This window comes from Denitrificimonas caeni, assembly GCF_905120345.1.
In the GTDB taxonomy this organism is placed as follows: domain Bacteria; phylum Pseudomonadota; class Gammaproteobacteria; order Pseudomonadales; family Pseudomonadaceae; genus Denitrificimonas; species Denitrificimonas caeni_A.
Genome location: NZ_CAJHOA010000001.1, coordinates 200,474 through 222,816, shown reverse-complemented (window position 1 = coordinate 222,816; position 22,343 = coordinate 200,474). Strand labels below are relative to the sequence as shown.

Sequence of the window (22,343 nt, the reverse complement as noted above, 5' to 3'; positions counted from 1 at the left end):
GATGAGCACACTAGACAGTCGATATTCTTATAACTGTCTTTAATTAGAATGACATAGCAGGGGTCGCGTTACATGTGTGGCATTGTCGGTATTGTAGGCAAATCAAACATTAATCAAGCGCTCTATGATGCGCTTACCGTACTTCAACACCGTGGCCAGGACGCCGCTGGAATGGTGACATCAAAGAATGGACGGTTGTTTCTGCGCAAAGACAATGGCTTAGTGCGTGATGTGTTTCGCACACGGCATATGAAAGAGTTGATCGGCAATGTAGGTATCGGTCACATTCGTTACCCGACTGCAGGCAGTTCTAGCAGCGCTGAAGCACAGCCTTTTTATGTCAACTCTCCATACGGTATTACCCTGGCGCATAATGGTAATTTAACCAACGTAAAACAGCTGGCTAAAGAGATTTATCAGTCTGATTTACGCCACGTAAATACCAACTCTGATTCAGAAGTGCTGCTCAACGTTTTTGCGCATGAGCTGAGTGGCCGTGGCAAATTGCAACCGACTGAAGAAGATGTGTTCGCTGCAGTCAGTCGTGTGCATGAGCGCTGTCAGGGCGGTTATGCAGTAGTCGCGATGATTACTGGTTATGGTGTACTGGGTTTTCGTGATCCGAATGGTATTCGCCCCATTGTCTTTGGTCAGCGTCATACCGATGAGGGTGTCGAATATATGATTGCCTCAGAAAGTGTTGCACTGGATGTGCTGGGCTTTACTTTGATTCGCGACTTAGCCCCTGGTGAAGCGGTCTACATCACTGAAGGCGGCCAGCTACACACGCGTCAATGTGCCGCCAATCCAGTGCTCAGTCCTTGCATTTTCGAGCATGTTTATTTGGCGCGTCCAGACTCCATTATTGATGGTATCTCTGTTTACAAAGCGCGTTTACGGATGGGTGAAAAGCTGGCAGATAAGATTTTACGCGAACGCCCTGAGCACGATATTGATGTCGTCATTCCAATTCCTGATACCAGTCGCACCTCAGCTTTAGAGCTGGCCAATCGATTGGGCGTGAAATACCGCGAAGGTTTTGTGAAAAATCGCTATATCGGCCGTACCTTTATTATGCCCGGTCAAGCTGAGCGTAAAAAATCTGTACGCCAAAAACTTAATGCTATTGAACTCGAGTTCCGCGGTAAAAACGTGATGCTAGTCGATGACTCGATTGTCCGTGGTACCACCTGTAAGCAAATTATTCAGATGGCACGTGATGCCGGTGCAAAGAATGTGTACTTCTGTTCAGCCGCACCAGCCGTGCGCTATCCAAACGTGTATGGTATTGATATGCCTAGCGTACATGAGCTGATTGCGCATAACCGTACGACTGAAGAAGTGGCAGATTTGATTGGTGCTGACTGGTTGATTTACCAAGATCTGGAAGATTTAATTGATTCCGTCGGCGGTGGAAAAATTAAAATCGATCAGTTTGACTGTGCGGTATTCAATGGCGTCTATGTCACGGGCGATATTGATCAACAGTATCTACAGCGCATTGAACGTGAGCGTAATGATCTCGAACGCTCGGGTGAGCAGACCAATGCCACCATTGGTCTGCACAACAGCTGACCAACAACTCTCTAAGCGGGGTGTCGATTGACGCCACCGCTGCAAACAAGAGCATGCAAGCCATGCTCTGCTAATTACTCAGTATAAGGTGCAAGTCATGACGACGGATTGGCAGGCGGGTCGACTCAATAGTGAGCTGAGTCATGCAGGTTTTGATACCTTGGCGGTACGTGCTGGGCAATATCGAAGCTTTGAAGCAGAACACAGTGAGGCGATTTTTACCACATCCAGTTATGTTTTTCGCAGTGCGGCTGATGCCGCCGCCACCTTTGCTGGCGATCGTGATGGTAACGTTTACTCACGTTATACCAACCCCACTGTGCGTACCTTTGAGGAACGCTTAGCGGCATTAGAAGGTGCAGAGAAGTGTGTTGCTACAGCATCAGGCATGTCCGCAATTTTAGCGACAGTGATGAGCTTATGTAGCATGGGTGACCAGATTTTAGTGTCACGCAGCATCTTCGGTGCAACTGTCAGCTTATTTGATAAATACTGTGCGCGCTTTGGTATTGCGATTACTTATGTGCAGATTGATGATTTAGCCGCTTGGCAAGCAGCCTGTACTGAAAAGACCAAGTTGCTCTTTATTGAATCACCCTCTAATCCGTTAGCAGAATTGGCAGATATTCGCGCATTAAGCGAGATTGCTCACGCAGCCAATGCTTTATTGATGGTTGATAACTGCTTCTGCACACCGGTATTGCAAAAACCATTAGCGTTAGGAGCGGATATTGTGATTCATTCCGCGACCAAATACATTGACGGGCAGGGCCGTTGCTTAGGTGGTGCGGTGCTGGGTAGTGCTGAAGTTATGAAAGAAGTGGTGGGTTTCTTGCGTACCGCAGGTCCAACCATGAGTCCGTTTAATGCATGGGTGTTCTTAAAAGGTCTTGAAACTTTACGTTTACGTATGAATGCGCACTGCCAAAGTGCACAACAATTAGCGCAGTGGCTTGAACAACAGCCGAAGGTCAAAAAAGTCTATTACTCAGGCTTACCGAGCCATCCACAACACGAGCTGGCTAAACAGCAGCAAAGCGGTTTTGGCGCCGTAGTTAGCTTTGAAGTAGAGGGCGGTAAAGAAGGAGCATGGCGTTTTATTGATGCCACTAAAATGATCTCAATTACCGCGAACTTGGGCGATACCAAAACCACTGTGACTCATCCAGGCACCACCACCCATGGCCGCTTACCCGCAGCAGAGCGTGAGAAAGCCGGTATCCATGATGGGTTGATTCGTATTGCTGTAGGACTTGAGGACTTTGCCGATATTCAGGCCGACGTGCAACTCGGGTTAGATGCGCTGTAAGAATCGTTAGTATTAATAATGTCAAAACCCGCACCTGAAGTACCTCTGAAGGTTGATTGTCCAACTATTAGGTGCACTTCAGGTGCAGGTTTTTATTGACTCAACAATACCCTTGTAAAGATTACTTAAGCTTTTTGGATATACTGAAGACCTTGTTTATACAGCTGCCAGGCCAGCAAGCCTGCAACCAGATTACCCAGTAGCACACCGATATATAACCCGCTCATCCCCGCCAAGCTTGCACCTATCCAAATCGCCGGTAAGTAGCAGGCAAACAGACGCAAGGTAGAAATCAGTACTGCTCGCATAGGCATACCCAGAGCGTTCGACACCGATACCATCAGCATGCATACGCCCAGCGCAGCGTAACTGATCGGCACCCAGAGCATATAACTGAGTAAATAGACTTCAGTTTCCTGGTTGGGTGCGAGAGCCGGAGCGATCCAGTTTCTACTGGCCAGCCAAAATAACGCGATAACCACCTGTAGTCCGATAACAAAGCGTACCGCGATCAACACGAGACTGTGCACTCGCTCGAGCTGCTTAGAGCCAAATAAACGTCCCACCATCGGTGGTAACGCCATGGTCAGCGCCAGCACAATAACAATTGAGAACAGTTCTAAGCGGCTACCTAAAGTCCAAGCGGCAATCGCAGAACCACCAAAACCTGCGACTAAACGGGTGGCCATTAATGACGCTGCGCCAGGCATCAGTTGACTCAGCATCGCTGGTGCACTAGTTTTGAAAATATCATGTAAAGCTTGTTTGGTCGGTAACTTATCTGGATCAAAGGCCAACCAGTGGCGCTTGAAGATCCGCGAATACATAATCGCTGCACCGATTAAGCAGGCAACGGTGGTGGCATAGGCTGCGCCGGGTAAGCCTAAACCGAAGGTGAAAATAAATAGAGGATCAAGCAGCATATTTAACACGCTGGTGATCACCATCATTAAGCCGGGTAAGCGAGTATCACCGTTGGCACGTGAAATACTGTTAGCAAAATATAAAAAAGAACCCAGCCACGCACTGCATAACCATGGCAACCAGTAGCTTTCGGTGTAGGGTAATAACTCAGGACCGGCACCCAAGGCATTCAGCACCGGCACCCGCAGCACATACATCAGTGTGCATAAAAGAAAAGACACACAGCAGCCGCTCAGCACTACAAGTCCGCCCATATGCTTCGCGCGCTCTGGGTTGCCGGCACCAATAGCACGTGAAATCAACGCGGTTGAGGCAATACCAATGCCAATTTGCACTCCAATTAGCAGTTGCTGTAAAGGTAGCGAAAAACCAAGAGCTGCGAGTGGTTGCATACCCAGCATACTGATAAAAATACTATCGACCAGCTGAAAGCTCATTAGCGCAACGACACCAAATAACATCGGCCACGTCATACTGAATAAGACACGAGGCAAGGATTGGTCGGCTAAATATTTTTTTTGCATAAGGCTCTTAAATGCTTACATTTGGCGAGAGGGCAGCTATGGTAGCACTCCTATAGTGTTTATGTGATGCTGATTGCGCAGCATACTATCACTACAATGAAGAGGTATAAGTGTATGCGTTACCAGCAAAAAGTAGCTTTCTCAGTACTCGATTTAGCCTCACGTAGAGACACCGATCAAGGTCCTGCACCGGCGTTGCAACGCTCTTTAGCTTTAGCTCAACATGTTGAAAGTTTAGGCTTTACCCGTTTTTGGGTGGCTGAACATCACAATATGGATGCTATTGTCAGCTCCGCAACTGCAGTGTTAATAGGTTATCTCGCTGCTGGCACACAGCGTATTCGAGTCGGGGCAGGTGGGGTGATGCTGCCTAATCATGCGCCTTTAGTGATTGCTGAGCAATTTGGTACCTTAGAAGCGCTGTACCCAGGACGTATTGATTTAGGATTGGGTCGTGCTCCAGGCAGTGATCAAGTCACAGCGCGGGCCTTGCGTAGAGATCGCAGTGGGAGTGCTGATAATTTCCCGGCTGAGGTTGCCGAGTTGCAAGCGTTTTTAGGACCGCGTACGGCAGGACAACAAGTGGTTGCGATGCCTGGAGTCAATAGTAATGTGCCGATTTGGTTGCTTGGCTCAAGTTTATTTAGCGCGCAATTAGCCGCAGAGAAGGGCTTACCCTATGCCTTTGCTTCGCATTTCGCCCCGCGCATGATGATGCAAGCGATAAACATCTATCGCAGCAACTTTAAGCCTTCGGCAGTACTGGATAAGCCTTATGTGATGCTAGGTGTGCCGCTGGCAGCAGCCGATACTGACGCTCATGCTGAGTTTTTAGTGACCTCTACTTATCAGCGTATTTTGGCCTTAATTCGTGGACAAAGTATGCTCTTGCGTCCGCCAGTAGAGAGCATGCAAGGCCTGTGGAAGCCGCATGAAGAACATGCCGTCAAAGAATTTTTAAGTATGGCGATGATTGGTAGTGCGGAGACAATTGAGCAGAAAATACAGGTGTTACTGCAACATACACAGGCGGATGAATTGATTTTCACCTGTGATCTCTATGAAGAGACTGACCGTTTACGTTCGTTTGAAATTCTTGCCGGACTGCTGCGTTAGCTCACAGCAATCCAGCAAGGATAACAGCGACTTAGCGCGGTTTGGCCGGTGAGCTGCGCTTGCTACCTTTTGCTGCAGGCTTTTTACTTCTATCGGCACGTAGTTTAGCTTCCGCTGCGGCTTTGGCTTGTTCACGTTTGTGCCATTGTGGCTTGTCGTCGGCTGCGCCCGTGGCGCGCGGTGGCAAGCCGGTGTGCTGGGTCAGCAGTGGACGCACAGCCTTCTCGCTTTTCGTTGGTGTGGAGTTTTTACGGCGCGCACTGCGATAGCCTTCAGCTTCAGGCTGATGAGCTGGCACCAGCTGGTTTTTGCCGTCACCAATTAAATCCGTGCGCCCCATACGGATTAACGCTTCACGGATTAAGGGCCAAGATTTTGGATCGTGGTAGCGTAAGAAGGCTTTGTGCAAACGGCGCTGATCTTCGCTTTTCACGATTTCTATGGCTGGACTTTTATAGGTGATTTTGCGCAGTGGGTTTTTACCCGAGTGGTACATCGCCGTGGCGGTGGCCATCGGTGAGGGGTAAAACGCCTGCACTTGGTCTGCACGGAAGTTATTGTTTTTCAGCCAGAGGGCTAAATTGAGCATATCTTTATCGTTGGTGCCGGGGTGGGCAGCGATAAAGTATGGAATCAAATACTGCTCTTTACCGGCTTCTTTAGTAAAGCGCTCAAACATTTTACGGAAGCGGTCATAGGTGCCAATGCCCGGCTTCATCATATGTTCCAGCGGGCCTTGCTCAGTATGCTCAGGGGCAATTTTTAAATAGCCACCGACGTGGTGAGTGACCAACTCGCGCACATACTCAGGTGATTCCACCGCCAAGTCATAGCGTAGACCCGAGGCAATTAAGACCTTCTTTACCCCAGGTAGCGCACGGGCTTTACGGTACAGCTCAATCAGTGAGGTATGGTCAGTATTCAGGTTCTGACAAATCCCTGGGAATACGCAGGAAGGCTTACGGCAGGCTATTTCAATTTCTGGACTGTTACAGGCCAAACGGTACATATTCGCCGTTGGACCACCCAGATCAGAGACCACCCCAGTAAAACCTGGCACCTTATCGCGCATATCTTCGATTTCTTGCAAAATCGACTCGTGCGAACGGTTCTGGATGATCCGCCCTTCGTGTTCAGTAATCGAGCAGAAGGTACAACCACCAAAACAGCCGCGCATGATATTGACGGAGAAACGAATGGTTTCGTAGGCAGGAATTTTCGCCTTGCCATATTTAGGATGCGGAACCCGCGCATAGGTCAAACCAAACACATAATCCATTTCTTCAGTAGTCAATGGAATCGGGGGCGGGTTGAGCCAGACATCTTGGTTCTCATGACGTTGGACAATGGCTCGGGCATTACCCGGATTGGTTTCTAAGTGCAGCACGCGGTTGGCGTGGGCATACAGCACTGGATCGTTACGCACCTTTTCAAACGAAGGGATACGAATCACGGTGCGCTCACGGGTCAAGCGCGGGTGATCCATCAACTGCACCACTTGCACATCAGTGTTTTCAGGCTGTGCCCCAGACTGCTGCTCAATGGCGCAGGCTTCAGTGTCTTGCGTGTTGACATAAGGGTTGATAATGCGGTCAACACGGCCGGGGCGATCAATCCGTGTAGAATCCAACTCAAACCAATCGGTCGGCGTATTACGACGAATAAAGGCGGTGCCGCGGATATCGTCAATCTCAGCAATCGACTCGCCCCAAGATAAGCGCTGGGCGACTTCAACAATGGCGCGCTCAGCGTTACCGTAGAGTAAAATATCTGCCGTAGCGTCCATCAAAATTGAACGACGCACGCTGTCTTGCCAGTAGTCATAGTGAGCAATGCGACGCAGTGAGGCTTCAATACCACCCAGAACGATAGGAACATGGCTGTAGGCTTCTTTACAGCGCTGGCTGTAGACCAAGCTCGCGCGATCAGGACGCTTGCCAGCTAAACCACCGGCGGTATAAGCATCATCTGAACGCATCTTGCGATCGGCGGTGTAGCGGTTAATCATCGAGTCCATATTGCCGGCGGCCACACCAAAAAACAGATTGGGCTCACCCAGTTGCATAAAGTCATCTTTATTACGCCAGTCCGGCTGGCTGATAATACCCACGCGGAAACCTTGCGCTTCCAGCACGCGGCCAATCACTGCCATACCAAAGGAAGGGTGATCGACGTAAGCATCGCCGGTGACGATGATAACATCGCAAGAATCCCAGCCGAGCAGATCCATTTCTTCTCGTGATGTGGGCAGAAAAGGAGCGGGACCAAAACATTCGGCCCAGTATTTAGGGTAATCGTATAAGGGTTTAGCTGCGTGCATGAAAATTGACCTATATCAAGATAGGCGAAATATAGCATAAATGCTTGGAATTAAGGCAGGGTTCAGATAGCAGGAGTAGATTACCTGCATGTGCTAAGGTGCATCGCGAAATTGACACTATCGTAGATTAGGTAGACTCATGCAGATTGAATCGTTAGAACTACGTCCGTTGCGTCAGCTACTGCTCAAGAACAGCTCAGGAAAACACTATTTAAGCGCAGCCAGTGGTATGTGGATGACTGACGACATCCTGTATGTTGTGGCGGATGATGAGTTGCTGCTTGGCGTATTTTCTATGCGGGATAATAGCCCTGGGCAGTCTCTAAAAATACTTCCTGGAGACTTACCCACTGATCCACAGCAACGCAAGGCGGCTAAGCCCGATTTTGAAAGCCTTAGTTGTTTGCCTGCATCCCCTGAATACCCTTATGGTGCTTTATTAGCACTGGGTTCTGGCTCGACTGAGCAGCGCAAACGCGGCATGCTTTGGCCTTTTAACCAGCAGCAACAGTTAATCGGGAACGCGCAAATATTCTCCTTGCAGACCCTCTATCAACCACTGGAGCAGATCTTTGCCGATCTCAATATTGAAGGAGTCACTCTACAAGGAAACTGTTTAAGGCTCTGGCAAAGAGCCAATAATCAGCATCGTGAAAATGCTGTGATTGAATACTGTCTTTCTGATTTATACGCCATGATTGCTGCTAAGCAAGATTCCTTGCAGATTCAGCCACAACGTATCGACTACTATGACCTTGGTGAAGTGACTGGCGTTCCACTTACTTTTACCGATGCTTACGCGCTCGATGACGGTGCGAGCCTATTCACTGCAGCAGCGGAAAATACTGATAACAGCTATCTCGACGGTGAGTGTGTTGCTGCCGCGATCGGTTTAATCGATCAACAGCGACGGTTGTGTTGGCTTAAACCGGTACATCCTATTTATAAACTGGAGGGTATCAGCGCTAAACAGGTTGGCGATCAGTTACAGGTTTATCTGGTCAGTGATGCGGATAACTCAGAAATACCAGCTCAGTTATTCGAAACTCACATCAAATACTCAGTGTAAATACTTTAAATAAGGAGAGCTGATAATGGACGCTCAACAGCATGCTCAGGCACGACAAAAGGCGATGCGCAATACCAGTGTAGTCGCTGCTATCGTCAACTTAGCGCTGACGATAGCTAAAGTTTTTTTTGGGATCGTCGGTCAATCACACGCTTTAATTGCCGATGGTATTCATTCTTTGGCGGATTTAAGTACCGACTTAATGGTCTGGTTTGCCGCCAAATACAGTAATCAACCCGCAGATAAAGAACATCCTTATGGTCATGCGCGAATTGAAACAGCGTTTACTGTTGGCTTAGGTGTGGTGCTAATCGCGACTGCAATTGGTATTGTCGTTGATTCAGCGCAGCGCCTGCTTAATCCTGAACTCATCTTACAACCAACACCGATTGTACTACTGATTGCTTTCATTTCTATTGTTGCCAATGAAGGTCTTTACCAGTACACCATGCGCACGGCACGTGAGTTTAACTCCAACTTACTGCGTGCCAATGCTTGGCATCACCGCTCAGATGCCATTTCCTCCATTGTCGTTCTGGTTGGTGTCGCGGGCAGTTTGCTTGGTTTTCCTTATTTAGATGCCTTTGCCGCTCTCGGCGTGGCCTTTATGATCGGTAAAATTGGCTGGGATCAAGCTTGGGTCTCAATCCGAGAGTTGGTCGATACTGGCATGGAGCCAAAAACCACAGCAGCTATTGAGCGTATTATCGAAAACATTGAAGGTGTTCAGGGTGTGCATATGTTGCGCAGTCGTCGTATGGGCAGCAGCTATCTGATTGATGTGCATATTGAAGTGGATGAGCGCTTAAGTGTCTCCGAAGGGCATAAAATTGCTGAATATGTGCGCTTAAAGCTGATTGATTCCAATAAGGATATCAGTAATGCCTTGGTGCATATTGATCCCGAAGATGATTCTTTAGCACTGTTATGCAGTGGTCTACCGCTGCGCCGTGAAGTTTTGGCAGATTTACGCGAAGCCTGGGCTGGAGAAGTGGATGCGGCGGAGTGTGGTTCGGTAACCTTGCATTATCTTAGTGGTAAAGTGCATGTGGATTTGGTACGCCCAATGAGTGATATGGAGGAGAATGCGCAGAACTTATGCTTGCATCTACAAAATAAAGCACAAGCATTATCCTATATTGGTCAAGTGCGTATTTTTTATCAATTTACTCAACGCACATAGTGCTATTTCTGCGTAATGCTGAGGCTGATTGCTTTAGTATTGCGCAGATATCTCGTCCTCTCTAAAAGAATACATATGACAAGCAGTGCCCGTAGGCAAACGCCGACCCGCTTTGGCGGCATGATGATTATTGCCGGTACCGCGATTGGCGCGGGGATGTTGGCCAATCCAACAGCGACATCGGGGGTCTGGTTTCTAGGTTCTGTCGTCATACTTTTATACGTCTGGCTGTGCATGTATTTGTCAGGCTTGATGCTGCTGGAAGCGACACTGCACTTTCCCCAAGGAGCCAGTTTTCATACGGTGGTCAAAGGTTTACTAGGCCCAGTCTGGAGCTTAATCACCGGCGTGGCGGTGACTTTTGTACTGTATTCGCTGACCTATGCTTATATTTTTGTCGGTGGTGGTCTCACTCAAAACAGTTTAATCAACATTTCTGGTTGGCTGAGCGCTGAGCCAATACAAGTCTCGCGAGCGTTCTCTAGTGCGGTATTTTTGCTGGTTTTAGCCACCTCAGTCTGGGTTTCCACCAAGGTAGTGGATCGCTTTTCTACATTATTGATTGGCGGCATGCTAGTCAGCTTCTTCCTCTCGACAGGCTCACTGCTGCAGAGTGTGACACCGGCGGTGCTGTTTGACCTGAATGCCACAGGCGAGCAAGGTTACTGGCATTATGCGTGGGCGGCGCTGCCAGTGTGTTTGGCTTCTTTTGGTTTTCATGGCAATGTGCCAAGCCTTGTCAGTTATTACAATAAACAAGCTCAGCCAGTGGCGCGCAGTATTTTATGGGGCTCATTGCTCGCATTAGGCATGTATTTGCTGTGGCAGCTGGCTGTGCAAGGTAACTTACCGCGCACTGAGTTTGCCCCAGTCATTAGCGCTGATGGTGATGTCGCGGCGTTGCTCGCGGCATTAAATAATTATGTTCATACCGATACCGTGGCGCGTTTTTTAAATGCTTTTGCATTTATGGCCATAGCCAGCTCGTTTTTAGGTGTGACCTTGGGTTTGTTTGACTATCTACGTGACTTGTTTGGCTTTGCTGATACGGCTGCCGGGCGTTTAAAAACAGCAGCAGTGACGTTTTTACCGCCGTTACTAGCATGTCTGTTGTTTCCCACAGGCTTTGTTAAGGTGATGGGCTATGTGGGTTTGATGGCGGCGATTTGGGCAGCCTTAATTCCGGCCTTACTGGTACATGCTTCGCGTAAGCGTTTTGCCTATGCGCAATACCAAGTTTTCGGCGGAGTTTGGTTGATTGCTTTTGTTGTGGCATTTGCAGTAATAGTTTTTTGTGTGCAAATACTCCTGCTAATGGGTTGGATGCCTTTGTTTCGAGGCTAAAGATCCAGACCATATCGCTAAATTATGCTTGCTTAACTGAGGTATAAACAGCTAGCTTCATCTCCATATTAATTTCTTAAGAACTGAAAGGCGTGCATTATGCGTAATATTTGGAATAGGTTGTCTTTGCGTCTACGCTTATTTGTGTCTTTTGGTGTCTTGTTTACGTTAATGACCGGTTTGGCTTTAGTGCTGCAATCGAGTTTTTATACACAAAATCGGGTGACTCGTTTAGTCGAATATGATCTGCCATCACAACTGCAACAGCTTGCGGCAGAAGTTACAGTCAAGCTTGCGCCCAGTATTGAAGCATCGCATGGTCTAGCCAGTAATATCTACATCCAAGATTGGATCAAACGAGATATGCCAGAGTCTGAGCTGTCTTTGCTGCGCGAGCAAATGGCGACTATTTATCAGCAGCTTGGTGCTAAGTCAGTCTTCTTAGCCGCCAATAATGGCTCTAATGTCTTCTATTATCACTACCAAGAAAGTGCATTTAATTATCGTCAACTTGACCTTAAGGACGAGCAGGATGCTTGGTATTTAGCTTATCTCAAAGGCGGCTTGCCCTATGAGTTGAACCTCGACAGCAACGAATTTACTGGTAGTCAGTTACAGATGTTTGTTAATTACAGCAGTCCAGTAAAGACTGTATCGGGACAGCCTATTAGTGTTGCCGGTGTGGGCTTGGATATGCAACATCTGGCTGAGATGATAGGTACGTACCGATTCCGTAAAAACGGCCGAGCATCTTTAGCCACTGCGCAGGGTGTGGTGGAAGTCAGCTCCGCTGATCTATTGGTCACCGATCTAAATGCGACAGCAGAACTTAAAAGCTTATTAGACAACCAAAAAGTATCCATTGCGCAAATCGACTATAAAGGTCAACAGCTCTTTGTCGGTACAGTATGGATTGCCGATCTACAGCGCTATTTGGTTCTTGAGGTACCTCGAAGTGATTTTATGGGCCCCATTAAAGAGCAGTTGTACCAGTCCTTGATGGCCGGAGTGGTATTATTGTTACTGAGCTTGCTGTTGCTGTATCCGCTGGCGGTGTCTTTAAGCCGCCCCTTGACGTTATTTCAACGTCAACTTGTGAAAATCACTCGTACCCTAAACTTATCACACCGCCTAGAAACCACGGATAAAGCTGAGTTGGGTGAGCTGGCAGAACAAACTAATAGTCTGCTGGAACGATTATCTTTTGCTATTAATGGTGTGCAACGCAGCTCAAATCGTCTGACTGAGACGGCACATAATTTGGCTTGTACTGCTGGTTTAGTCAGTCGTAATACTGATAAGCAGCAAGAGGTCAGCCAGTCGATGGCCGCAGCAGTGGAAGAGATGTCATCTTCCGTAGCAGAAATCACTTCGACCATGGAAGAGTTATCCGCCTCTTCAACACAGATCGCTGACTATTCACAGTCAGTGGTTGAGGTGGCCAACGTCACCCTTGAAAGCAGTAAAAAAGGTGCGGGGGCGATGCAGAACTTGCAGTCGCGTATGGCTGAAATCCATAAAGACAGCGAAACCAGCCTCAATGAAATTGTTCAGTTGGGTAGTAAGTCGAAAGAAATCAGCAAGGTGATGGACTTAATTAACACCTTAGCCGATCAAACCAAGTTAATTGCTTTTAACGCAGCACTGGAAGCCTCCAGCGCCGGTGAGTCCGGTAAACGTTTCTCTGTGGTTGCTAGTGAAATTCGCCGTTTAGCGGATAGTGTGACCGATTCCACCCATGAAATTGAAGATCGTATTCAAGAAATTCAAGACTCGATTAACCGTTTGGTGATTACCTCTGAGAAAGGTGCTAGTTCGATTCAACTGGGTATGCAGGTCAGCTCTGAAACGGCTGAAGACTTAAATGCCTTGGTGCAAGCGGCCAGTAAAACCAGCAGCGCGGCGCAACAAATCTCGCTCTCTACTCGTCAGCAGAAAACAGCGAGCAGCCAAGTGGTGATTGCCTTACGTGATATTGCCAACGCCAGTATGCATAACGCTCAGTCGGTGCGGAGCATCACTGATATCAGCGAAGATATGGTTAAAATGTCTGAGGATTTAAATAATTTAGTTTCTGAGTTTAATCAAACAGAGCCTGAAAAGAAAGAGACTGCTAGCCCTCAGGCACCACGTTCGGAGGTGTAAAACAAACAACGTCTGGCGAACTTAAGCAGTGCGCTGGTGATGCTCATATCATCAGTCCACTCGCATAATAAGATAGCAACGCTGCAGCGGTAACAGGAGTTGAAAAGGCAATGATGACAGCTAAACTAATAAGAGTTTTAATTGTTGACGATAGCAGCGTTGCACGCGATATTTTACGCTCATTGCTAGAAGAACAAGAGGGTATTGAAGTTGTTGCTGAGGCCTGTAATGGCAAGGAAGCGGTTGAATTAGTACAAGCATTACGCCCCGATCTGGTCACTATGGATCTAAATATGCCAGTGATGAGCGGTCTCGAAGCAATAGATTATATTATGCACCACAAGGCTGTGCCTATTTTAGTGGTGAGCAATGAGTCTGATGCAGAACTGGCGTATGAAGCCGTTAACTGTGGCGCGCTAGATGTGATCGCTAAACCGATTCTCGCCTCAGACGAGGCAGAAATATTTATTCGTCAAGTCCGGTTATTAGCGGGGATCCCCGTCATTACGCGCTTGCGCCGTCGTAGTGTGGAGGCTCCGCATCCTACCAGAGCCACACTTCATCCAGTCCTGAGTGCGACTCAGTCAGACTTGCAGAAAATATTTGTCATTGCATCCTCAACTGGAGGACCACAAGTACTCGCTAGCTTACTGCCACAACTACAGGCCGACTTTCCTGCGCCTATTCTTATTGCACAACATATCAGTGATGGCTTTATTGAGGGCATGGCGCAGTGGTTATCAGGCTTGTGTCAATTGACGGTAAAAGTCGCTGAAGAAGGTGAACTATTGCGCGCTGGTTTTGTGTATTTATCGCCGTCGGAGCAACATCTGACAGTCACCTCTGAGCGTCGCGTGAAGTTAAAACAGCGCGCTGATCGTGATATTTACCGACCCAGCTGTGATGCTCTTTTAAGCTCGGTCGCTGATGTCTGTGGTCGCCAAGCAGTAGGTATTATTATGACTGGGATGGGCCGGGATGGCTCAGAAGGAATGCGTGCGATTTATGAAAAAGGTGGAATTACTCTAGCCCAAGATGAAGCCAGCTCAGTGATTTACGGGATGAATGCTGAAGCGGTCAGCAAGGGAGTTATTCAACACGAGATGCCTTTAAGCTCTATCGCTGGTGAAATGCTGCGTATTGCTACTCTTGAGTCGGCAAACTATCGAACTGCAGTGCAGCGAGGCAGGCTATGAGTAGCATTTTACGCTCGTTTAAATCCCTGATTTATGCCCACTGTGGTCTGGTATTAGAAGGCATTGCAGAAGACCGCTTGCGTGACATTGTACAGAGCAATGCAGAGCAAACAGGTTGTGCTAGCTTAAGTGAGTATGAGCGCTTAATACGCAGCAACAGTCAGCTGTTTGATGCACTGGTCGGGCAGTTGACCGTCAATGAAACGTATTTTTTTCGTGAGCCTGAGCAACTCAAACTGCTCACTGAGGTTTTAATACCACAAGTCTTAGCGCAAAAAACCAAGCAACAACCCGTGCGTATCTTAAGCGCAGGCTGCTCCTCAGGTGAAGAGCCTTATAGTTTAGTGATGGCTTTGCACCAGATCTACGGTGAGCGTACCGCTGAACTGTTTCAGATCGATGCTGGGGATCTAGATCAGAACGTTTTGAATAAAGCTGAATCTGCGTTGTATTCGGAGTTTTCTTTTCGTGGCGTCGATGACGCTGTACGCCAGCGCTATTTCAAAGCGCAAAAGAGAGGCTACAAGCTCGCAAACTCTATCAGTGAGCAGGTTAATTTCTATTCGCTCAATTTGCTGGCTCCGCAGTATCCCGCTCAGATCAGCAATTACGACATTATATTTTTCAGGAATGTGTCGATTTATTTTGATTTAGACGCGCGCCTTCGAATTCAGCGTAAGTTTTATAGCTTGATGAACAGCCAATCCATCTTGCTTTTAGGTAGCGCAGAAACCCTTGGGAATGATTTAGGGATCTTTGAGTTGGTGGAGGATAGCGGCCAGTATTTCTTTATCAAAGGTAATGTGTATCGCCCTGTCGCTAGTCAAGCCTTAAGTTTGCCTCAGCTACCATTTGCCGAATTGGCCCGTGTCGATACTGTTGCAACGCTGCACGCTAGCAGAACCGATGCAGAGTTTTTAGTTGAGCCCATACACATACAGTCTGTTGAAGAAATGACACAACCCGCCAGCGCTCGTGATGCGGTCATGCCAAATCGTTTAGTTGATTTAGCGGCGATTCAGCATCTGATCGATGATGGTCAGCAGCAACGTGCTTTACGCTTGCTGGAGAACTTTTCTGTGCACGCTGCTGAGTACTATGCAGCCAGTTTACTGAAAAGCTGGCTGCTGCTTAATAATCAAGCATTTACTGAAGCCGGTCAGCTCTTAGATCAAGCTTTAGAAATTGAGCCTTGGTCAACTGATGCCATGTTGATGAAAGGTTTGCTGTGTAAGTGGCAGCAGCGAGTAGACGAGGCCTGCCAATGGTTTAAAAAAGTCATTTATACCAATCCTGAATGCTGGCCTGCGCATTATTACTTAGCAGATATTCGACGTAACCAGCAACAGTTTGATGCGGCAATTAAGTCCTATCAAATAGTCTTGCGCGTGCTTGCTACACACACATCAACAGATAAGTGCACTGCTTGGATTCCTTTACCCTTGGCCGCCAGTGATGCTTTGTTTCTCAGTCAGCGTTACATACAGCAGCTCACAATCGCCTTGCAAACCACACGAGTGGATGAGTAACCATGGCTCTTGATATTAAAAAATTTATTGGGCGCTTTGTTGAGGAAGCTAAAGATCACTTGGGACGCATGAGCAGTGGTTTATCTCTTTTAGAGCAAGGGGCTGCCAGTACAGAAGAAGTGAATAGCCTATTTCGTTCAGCACATACGCTAAAAGGTTCTTCGCGCATGTTGCGCTTGGAGCCAATTACTCAACTGGCACACAGCTTAGAAGACTTGCTCAGCGCTTTGCGTGAACAGCAGGTGCAGGTTAATCACGCGGTCATGGATGCACTCTATCAAGGTGTTGATGCGTTATCCGATCAAGTTGAACAGTTAATTCAACAAGGCCAGGTTGCTGAACTTAGTACGACACAGAGTCAATTGTGTCAGCGTCTCAGTGGTCTTGCCGAAGGCAAAGAAGTGCTTGCTGACACGCTGGCTTCGTCTGCCGCGATTGAGAGTGAGCAGCCACCTCGTGGGCCTGACACTGAAGTAGAACGTAGCACGCCGTCGTTAAGCACCAGCGATACTGTGCGCATTAAGCTGACTAAATTGGATGAGCTGATTAAGTTAATGGGCGAACTGATTTCTAGTCATGCCAGTATGCGTGACATGGCAGCGACGGCCCAGCGCATCGAAAAGCAACTCCAGCAACAGGTTGAAGGCGAGCTACCGCTCGCCATGCGCCAATTCTCCCGAGATATGCGTGATATTGTTTTATTACAAGATAACTTGACCCAAGAGCTGCATGATAAAGCTCTGCAGTTGCGCATGTTGCCTATGGCTATCGTTCTCGATCCAGCAGCTCGATTAGTGAGAGATATGGCGCGTACATTAGGTAAGCAAGTAGAGTGCCGTGTATATGGCAGCGAGATTGAGCTTGATCGACAAATGATTGATCAGCTCGCCGACCCGGTGATTCATTTGCTGCGTAATGCTTTAGATCATGGCATTGAAACCCCTGAAGTACGTCAAAAAGCCGGCAAACCGGCGCAAGGGTTGTTACAGATTCGCGCTCGGCAAGATGCTGGCTGGGTGGTTGTTGATATTCGCGATGATGGGGCGGGACTATCTGTCGATGCGATACGTGAAAAAGCATTGAAAAAAGGCGTGTTTAGCGGTGCAGTGCTTGAAGAGATGAGTGATCAGCAAATCACCGATCTGATTTTTATGCCAGGCTTCTCGACCAGTGCCATCATTACCGAAGTTTCTGGACGTGGTGTGGGTATGGATGTGGTGAAACGCTCAATTGTTGATGAACTACAAGGCGTTATCAGTATCCAAACAAGCCCAGGCGAGGGCACGTGCTTTACTCTGCGACTGCCTTTATCCCTAGCCATTATGCGGGTCTTACTGATTCGAGCAGGGGCACAAGTCTTAGGGTTCACTGCGCAATATGTCAGTGAACTACTGAGTGTCGCTCCAACTGCTTTGATCCGTGTGGCCGATCGTAATGCGGTGATTATCCGTAATGAATTTGTCCCAGTGATCAAACTAGCTGAGCTGCTTCATTTGCCGCAAGAGACTGCCCCGAAAAAAACCTTGAGTCGCGACGCCAAAAACTTATTATTGCTGGTTATTCGTGTGCATACCGAGAAATTAGCGGTACAAATTGATGAGTTGTTGGATGAACGTGATCTGGTGATTAAACAGCTACCTGAACATCTGCGCAGCAACCAATTAATCTCTGGGATGGTGACCACCGGTCAGAATCAGTTAGTTAATTTGATACACGTGCCTTATGTGTTGGACATGGCGCGAAAAACACGGCAATCAACAAGTACTGTGGTGAGTTCAGAGTATGCTAAACCTAAGCAACGCATCTTGGTGGTTGATGATTCTTTAAACACTAGGGAAATCGAGCGTGATGTCTTAGAGGCGTGGGGCTATCATGTCACGCTTGCAGAGCATGGTGCCGACGGTTTACAAAAAGCGCTTGCTGAAGACTTTGACGCCGTATTGACTGACGTAGAAATGCCGATAATGGATGGGTTTACTTTAACCGCGCGCTTGCGTGAGAACGATAATTATCGTAATAAACCTATTATTATCATTACCTCCAGAGAAAAAGACAGTGACCGACGACGAGGCATCGAAGTGGGCGCCGATGCTTATATTGTTAAAGGTAGTTTTGATCAAACTAGTTTAGTCGATACTTTAAAAGTGTTGCTTGATTAATGCGTAATGAACTTAAGAGAATATGTATGCAAATACTGGTAGTAGATGACGACTTATTGGCGGGCGAGATGACCACCGCGGTTTTGGAAGATCTTGGTTATAAAGTTTTTCAAGCAGAAAACGCTGTGGAAGCCATGGAAGTGCTTAATCAACAACCGGACATTGAACTGATTGTCAGCGATTTGAATATGCCAATGATTAGCGGTATAGAGTTTTATCGAGAACTGAAAGAGCAGGGCTCTAAACTGCCATTTATTTTACTGACAGGTGATGAACCTGAGAAGATCCTGGCGGAAGAACCAGGGCTAGATGCGTGCGTGATGAAAGATTTTAGTATGCAGGAAAGCTTACCAGCGGCAATCCGTACAGTGATGTCAGCATCACCATCATGCAGTTAGCAGAGAGCTATGTCATATGAGTGATAATAAACAGTCGTTGCAGAATAAAATAGCACGTCTTAGGGCCAGTTTTATCAGCCAGCTACCTGATCGGCTGGAAAAAATACAGACGCAGGTACAGTTGCTCATTGATGATCCTGAAAATAACCAAGTCTTGTTACCCGAGCTGCATCGCGCTTTCCATAGTTTGAATGGTACGGGTAAGTCATTTGGTTTGCAGGCTCTTTCAGAGACGGCGGAATCTGCTGAAAGTTTTATAATACAAATCATAGAGACGCCAGATCCGCTTAGACCAGCTGACTGGACAACCTCTTTGAATGATTTTCTAGAACCGCTGATCGCCCAAGTACAGATTTACAGTGGTCTAGATCACGAGATACCGGCTGCTGATGAAATCATTGCTGAGAGTAAGTATGACAAAACGATTGTTTTCAAAAACACGGCTCCGCTTATTTATATTTGTGACGATGAGCCCGAACAAGTGGACTATTTGGGGCATCAACTGAGCTGTCTAGGCTATCAAATAGAACACTTTACCCAGACCTCGACGTTCCGTAATGCCGTGATGGCTAAGCGTCCTGACGCGGTGATTATGGATGTATTTTTTCCACATGGCCGCACCGCGGGTACTGATGAACTCGCCAATATTAAAGAAGCGACAGGCCAACAATTACCGGCCATTGTGTTGTCGGGCAGCAATTCATTTGAGTCACGCTTAGGCGCGGTGCGCGCAGGTTGTTCGGCTTACTTTACCAAGCCAGCTAAGCCGATGGATCTGGCTGCGGCTTTAGATGAGTTAATCGAAGATAAGCAAGAAGAACCTTATCAGATACTGATTGTGGATGATGAGCCTGAGGTCGCCGAGTATCACAGCTTGATTCTAGAAAATGCCGGTATGGTGGTTCATCAAATCCATAATCCTACATTGATTTTCAAAGCGTTAAAAAACTTTAATCCTGATTTAATGCTGGTCGATATGTACATGCCGGAGTGCAGTGGTGCTGAGTTAGCAGCATTAGTACGTCAGGTGCCAGAATATATAGGTCTGCCGATTGTGTTTTTATCGACTGAAACCAATACAGAGAAACAGTTTAGCGCGATGCAAGTAGGTGTTGAAGGCTTTATCACTAAACCGGTGATCCCTCATGATCTGGTGGCCTCAGTACGCTTACGTGCAGATCGCATGCGTACATTACGCGGACTGATGGCCAAAGATAGTCTGACAGGCCTGTACAATCACACGACCACCACAGAAATGTTGGTGTCCTCGTTGGCCTATGCTGAACGACAACAAGAAAGCCTAGCTGTGGTGATGATCGATTTAGATAAATTTAAAAGTGTCAACGACACTTACGGTCACATGGCTGGGGATAAAGTTATTGTTGCAATGGCGCGCATACTTAAGCATCGGCTTAGACATACTGATGTGGTGGGTCGTTATGGTGGCGAAGAATTTGCTTTATTGCTTAAAAACATCACCCCTGACACAGCGCAGTCTCTGGTCAACGAGTTACGAGAGGATTTTTCTAACATTATCTTTAATGCTGGAAATCAACAATTTACTTGTACCTTTAGTGCGGGGATCAGTATGTACCCCGGTTATGACACTCCAGAAGCATTGCGCATGGCGGCCGATGCGGCGTTGTACAGCGCCAAAAAACAGGGGCGTAATCAAGTGGTTGTTAGCGGGTTAGAGCATGAGTGAAAGCCAACTTGATCAGCTGCTAGCGCAGCAGCACAATAATGAGCAGGCAATTATTGATGTTGATGAGCCTGTTATAAAACTGGTGATTTTTAGCCTAGGTGAGTATTACTTTGCTTTTCCGGGCTTGGCTATTAAGGAAGTGCTACCGGGGGATGAGGCGGTTTTTTTTGTCCCAGGAATGCCAGCGTCGGTTGAAGGGGTCATTAATCTACGCGGTGATATTGAATCAGTGATTAGGCTGCATGCCTTGCTACAGCTCCCCAGTGCTGACGAAAAAAATGCGTTGCCGCTGACCTCAATTTTGCTTGCGCGCGGCACAGCGATGCACAGCGGCTTGCGTGTTGACCGCTTATTGGATGTGGTGGATATTGTTGAGAGTCAAATTCAGCCGCCGCCAGACGCACTACCAGAGTACTTGCGATCCTATGTAACAGGGCTTTTGGACTTTACTGGTTTAGCGGTATCTGTATTGGATATTGATGCGGTTTTTGCTGCGTGGCAGAAAGGTCAGGGATGAACATAGAACGCCCGCTAACTTTGCCCGTGGTCATGTTTCGACACCAAGAGCAGTGCTTTGCTATCGAAGCCGCTTATGTGCGCAGTCAAGGTTGTGCGTTAGCCAATGAAGGCGAGATAGACATTCGGCCTTTTGCCACCTTGATTGATCGAACAGCTAAACCGTATCCAGGCGCAACGCAGTATTTGCAGTTGGTAGGTCTAAGCGGATCGTGGCGACTGGGTTTAGAGAGGCCTGCTGAGCTGATTGAGCTACCAGTCGCCAATATTTATGCCTTACCGCCCTTATTACAGGCAAGGCGTCAGTTTCTAGCGCTGCAAGCATTGGCGTGGTACCAAGATGAACTCGTTAGTCTGTTAGATGCCAGAGTCTTGCAGCAACTGGTCACTGCTTAGTGTTATTTAGATAAGTACTAGCAATCTGAGCGAGGGTACGCCAGTCGCTTATGATTTTCATACTTGCAGTGCTTGCAACTTGGTTTGCAGGAAGTCGTCGTAGCCTTTTTGCACCAATTCGAAAGTTTTACCAATCTCAGCCTCAATGGTATTGCCTTCACCGAGCACGCCTAAGCCTTTGAGGATGTTCGTTGCTTCGCTGTAACCTTGCTCAAAACCACCGCGGATTAGACCAACAAAATGACGCACCAGATCCTCGGGTTCTTGGTTCGGATGTTGACGGGCGTAGGCATCAAAAAACGCAGTTGACTGTGACAGGATACGCCCAGCCGTTGCTTCGGCACTGTTGTCTTGTTGCATTGCCGCCTGTAAGGCGTTGGGACCCAGTTCAGGGGCCAGTTGCTCATTAATATGATCGATAGCACTGCGATATAGTAAAGCCATCGAATTGTCACCAGCGCTGATCGAAACGTCTAGAGACGCCTGTAAAATTTGCGCGCCTAACTGAATCCGCTGGCCTTGAGGACTAGCACTGGCTTTTTTTTGTGCCTCATCAAGCGTTGCACCTTGAGACGTCGCTTTCGACGTTGTGCTACTGATGTCGGTCATTGGCAGGCGTGAGAGTGGCGGTAGCATGGCGTGACTCCTTCTGTTAATTCGATCCTTTCTGCAAAGGTATCGCGTCTATACCTTGTTTCGGCTGATAGACGATAAACTGAAGTCTTCTAGACGCTCGTCAGCATCTAAAGATTGAGTCGAATAAGAAAGACACCGGTACTACGGTAAACTACAGGCGAAAAAAAACCCCTGATAAGTCAGAGGTTTAGAATCAAAATATGGCGGTGAAGGAGAGATTCGAACTCTCGACACGATTTCTCGTATACACGCTTTCCAGGCGAGCTCCTTCAGCCACTCGGACACTTCACCGCAATTCT

Annotated in this window: 17 protein-coding genes and 1 tRNA gene; 14 read left to right on the top strand and 4 right to left on the bottom strand. The window is 47.6% G+C overall.

Annotated features, from left to right (window positions below; translation table 11 throughout):
* Positions 1-72 precede the first annotated feature (72 nt).
* Entirely contained in the window at positions 73-1,575 is a 1,503-nt protein-coding gene (purF, locus tag JYJ62_RS00980; protein ID WP_205340315.1) for an amidophosphoribosyltransferase, read from the top strand.
* Between the two features lie 97 nt (positions 1,576-1,672).
* Entirely contained in the window at positions 1,673-2,884 is a 1,212-nt protein-coding gene (locus JYJ62_RS00975) for an O-succinylhomoserine sulfhydrylase (RefSeq protein WP_205340314.1), read from the top strand.
* A gap of 125 nt (positions 2,885-3,009) precedes the next feature.
* Here JYJ62_RS00975 and JYJ62_RS00970 read toward each other — a convergent pair whose 3' ends face one another.
* Complete coding sequence (locus JYJ62_RS00970) at positions 3,010-4,332, bottom strand: MATE family efflux transporter (RefSeq protein WP_205340313.1); 1,323 nt, start codon at positions 4,330-4,332, stop codon at positions 3,010-3,012.
* 114 nt (positions 4,333-4,446) lie between these two features.
* On the opposite strand from JYJ62_RS00970, the gene JYJ62_RS00965 reads away from it, so the two are divergent.
* A complete protein-coding gene (locus JYJ62_RS00965) occupies positions 4,447-5,448 on the top strand; it encodes an LLM class flavin-dependent oxidoreductase (protein ID WP_205340312.1) in 1,002 nt (333 codons plus the stop codon).
* A gap of 31 nt (positions 5,449-5,479) precedes the next feature.
* Here the strand turns inward: JYJ62_RS00965 and JYJ62_RS00960 are convergent, their stop codons facing one another.
* Complete coding sequence (locus JYJ62_RS00960) at positions 5,480-7,768, bottom strand: YgiQ family radical SAM protein (protein WP_205340311.1); 2,289 nt, start codon at positions 7,766-7,768, stop codon at positions 5,480-5,482.
* Positions 7,769-7,907: 139 nt separating this feature from the next.
* Between JYJ62_RS00960 and JYJ62_RS00955 the strand changes: the two genes are divergently transcribed.
* The 11 genes from JYJ62_RS00955 (at position 7,908) to JYJ62_RS00905 (ending at position 21,408) form a co-directional block, all read left to right on the top strand.
* Positions 7,908-8,837: a DUF6929 family protein gene (locus JYJ62_RS00955; protein ID WP_205340310.1), complete on the top strand. Its 930-nt coding sequence runs from the start codon at positions 7,908-7,910 to the stop codon at positions 8,835-8,837.
* A gap of 25 nt (positions 8,838-8,862) precedes the next feature.
* Positions 8,863-10,020, top strand: coding sequence for a cation diffusion facilitator family transporter (locus JYJ62_RS00950; RefSeq protein ID WP_205340309.1), 1,158 nt, complete (start codon positions 8,863-8,865; stop codon positions 10,018-10,020).
* A gap of 75 nt (positions 10,021-10,095) precedes the next feature.
* Complete coding sequence (locus JYJ62_RS00945) at positions 10,096-11,364, top strand: amino acid permease (protein WP_205340308.1); 1,269 nt, start codon at positions 10,096-10,098, stop codon at positions 11,362-11,364.
* Positions 11,365-11,463: 99 nt separating this feature from the next.
* Positions 11,464-13,509 carry a methyl-accepting chemotaxis protein gene (locus JYJ62_RS00940; RefSeq protein ID WP_205340307.1) on the top strand — a complete coding sequence of 682 codons (2,046 nt, stop codon included), beginning with the start codon at positions 11,464-11,466 and terminating at the stop codon, positions 13,507-13,509.
* Between the two features lie 110 nt (positions 13,510-13,619).
* A complete protein-coding gene (gene cheB, locus JYJ62_RS00935) occupies positions 13,620-14,705 on the top strand; it encodes a chemotaxis-specific protein-glutamate methyltransferase CheB (protein ID WP_205340306.1) in 1,086 nt (361 codons plus the stop codon).
* Entirely contained in the window at positions 14,702-16,234 is a 1,533-nt protein-coding gene (locus JYJ62_RS00930) for a CheR family methyltransferase (RefSeq protein ID WP_205340305.1), read from the top strand. The genes cheB and JYJ62_RS00930 overlap by 4 nt, the downstream gene beginning before the upstream one ends.
* Positions 16,235-16,236: 2 nt before the next feature.
* Positions 16,237-18,393: a hybrid sensor histidine kinase/response regulator gene (locus tag JYJ62_RS00925; RefSeq protein ID WP_205340304.1), complete on the top strand. Its 2,157-nt coding sequence runs from the start codon at positions 16,237-16,239 to the stop codon at positions 18,391-18,393.
* Positions 18,394-18,419: 26 nt separating this feature from the next.
* Positions 18,420-18,791, top strand: a complete 372-nt coding sequence (locus tag JYJ62_RS00920) for a response regulator (protein ID WP_205340303.1) — start codon at positions 18,420-18,422, stop codon at positions 18,789-18,791.
* Between the two features lie 16 nt (positions 18,792-18,807).
* A complete protein-coding gene (locus JYJ62_RS00915; RefSeq protein WP_205340302.1) occupies positions 18,808-20,496 on the top strand; it encodes a diguanylate cyclase in 1,689 nt (562 codons plus the stop codon).
* Entirely contained in the window at positions 20,489-21,013 is a 525-nt protein-coding gene (locus JYJ62_RS00910; protein WP_205340301.1) for a chemotaxis protein CheW, read from the top strand. The genes JYJ62_RS00915 and JYJ62_RS00910 overlap by 8 nt, the downstream gene beginning before the upstream one ends.
* A complete protein-coding gene (locus JYJ62_RS00905) occupies positions 21,010-21,408 on the top strand; it encodes a hypothetical protein (protein ID WP_205340300.1) in 399 nt (132 codons plus the stop codon). Before JYJ62_RS00910 ends, JYJ62_RS00905 begins: the two co-directional genes overlap by 4 nt.
* Before the next feature lie 57 nt (positions 21,409-21,465).
* Here JYJ62_RS00905 and JYJ62_RS00900 read toward each other — a convergent pair whose 3' ends face one another.
* Together JYJ62_RS00900 and JYJ62_RS00895 are read right to left on the bottom strand one after the other, a co-directional pair.
* Entirely contained in the window at positions 21,466-22,044 is a 579-nt protein-coding gene (locus tag JYJ62_RS00900; RefSeq protein WP_205340299.1) for a DUF5610 domain-containing protein, read from the bottom strand.
* 201 nt (positions 22,045-22,245) lie between these two features.
* A tRNA-Ser gene (locus JYJ62_RS00895) sits at positions 22,246-22,335 on the bottom strand.
* Positions 22,336-22,343 lie beyond the last annotated feature (8 nt).

Bases quoted from the DNA above. Each gene is read 5' to 3' on its own strand.
- purF (WP_205340315.1), top strand. From the start codon at position 73: ATGTGTGGCATTGTCGGTATTGTAGGCAAATCAAACATTAATCAAGCG.
- JYJ62_RS00975 (WP_205340314.1), top strand. From the start codon at position 1,673: ATGACGACGGATTGGCAGGCGGGTCGACTCAATAGTGAGCTGAGTCAT.
- JYJ62_RS00970 (WP_205340313.1), bottom strand. From the start codon at position 4,332: ATGCAAAAAAAATATTTAGCCGACCAATCCTTGCCTCGTGTCTTATTC.
- JYJ62_RS00965 (WP_205340312.1), top strand. From the start codon at position 4,447: ATGCGTTACCAGCAAAAAGTAGCTTTCTCAGTACTCGATTTAGCCTCA.
- JYJ62_RS00960 (WP_205340311.1), bottom strand. From the start codon at position 7,768: ATGCACGCAGCTAAACCCTTATACGATTACCCTAAATACTGGGCCGAA.
- JYJ62_RS00955 (WP_205340310.1), top strand. From the start codon at position 7,908: ATGCAGATTGAATCGTTAGAACTACGTCCGTTGCGTCAGCTACTGCTC.
- JYJ62_RS00950 (WP_205340309.1), top strand. From the start codon at position 8,863: ATGGACGCTCAACAGCATGCTCAGGCACGACAAAAGGCGATGCGCAAT.
- JYJ62_RS00945 (WP_205340308.1), top strand. From the start codon at position 10,096: ATGACAAGCAGTGCCCGTAGGCAAACGCCGACCCGCTTTGGCGGCATG.
- JYJ62_RS00940 (WP_205340307.1), top strand. From the start codon at position 11,464: ATGCGTAATATTTGGAATAGGTTGTCTTTGCGTCTACGCTTATTTGTG.
- cheB (WP_205340306.1), top strand. From the start codon at position 13,620: ATGATGACAGCTAAACTAATAAGAGTTTTAATTGTTGACGATAGCAGC.
- JYJ62_RS00930 (WP_205340305.1), top strand. From the start codon at position 14,702: ATGAGTAGCATTTTACGCTCGTTTAAATCCCTGATTTATGCCCACTGT.
- JYJ62_RS00925 (WP_205340304.1), top strand. From the start codon at position 16,237: ATGGCTCTTGATATTAAAAAATTTATTGGGCGCTTTGTTGAGGAAGCT.
- JYJ62_RS00920 (WP_205340303.1), top strand. From the start codon at position 18,420: ATGCAAATACTGGTAGTAGATGACGACTTATTGGCGGGCGAGATGACC.
- JYJ62_RS00915 (WP_205340302.1), top strand. From the start codon at position 18,808: ATGAGTGATAATAAACAGTCGTTGCAGAATAAAATAGCACGTCTTAGG.
- JYJ62_RS00910 (WP_205340301.1), top strand. From the start codon at position 20,489: ATGAGTGAAAGCCAACTTGATCAGCTGCTAGCGCAGCAGCACAATAAT.
- JYJ62_RS00905 (WP_205340300.1), top strand. From the start codon at position 21,010: ATGAACATAGAACGCCCGCTAACTTTGCCCGTGGTCATGTTTCGACAC.
- JYJ62_RS00900 (WP_205340299.1), bottom strand. From the start codon at position 22,044: ATGCTACCGCCACTCTCACGCCTGCCAATGACCGACATCAGTAGCACA.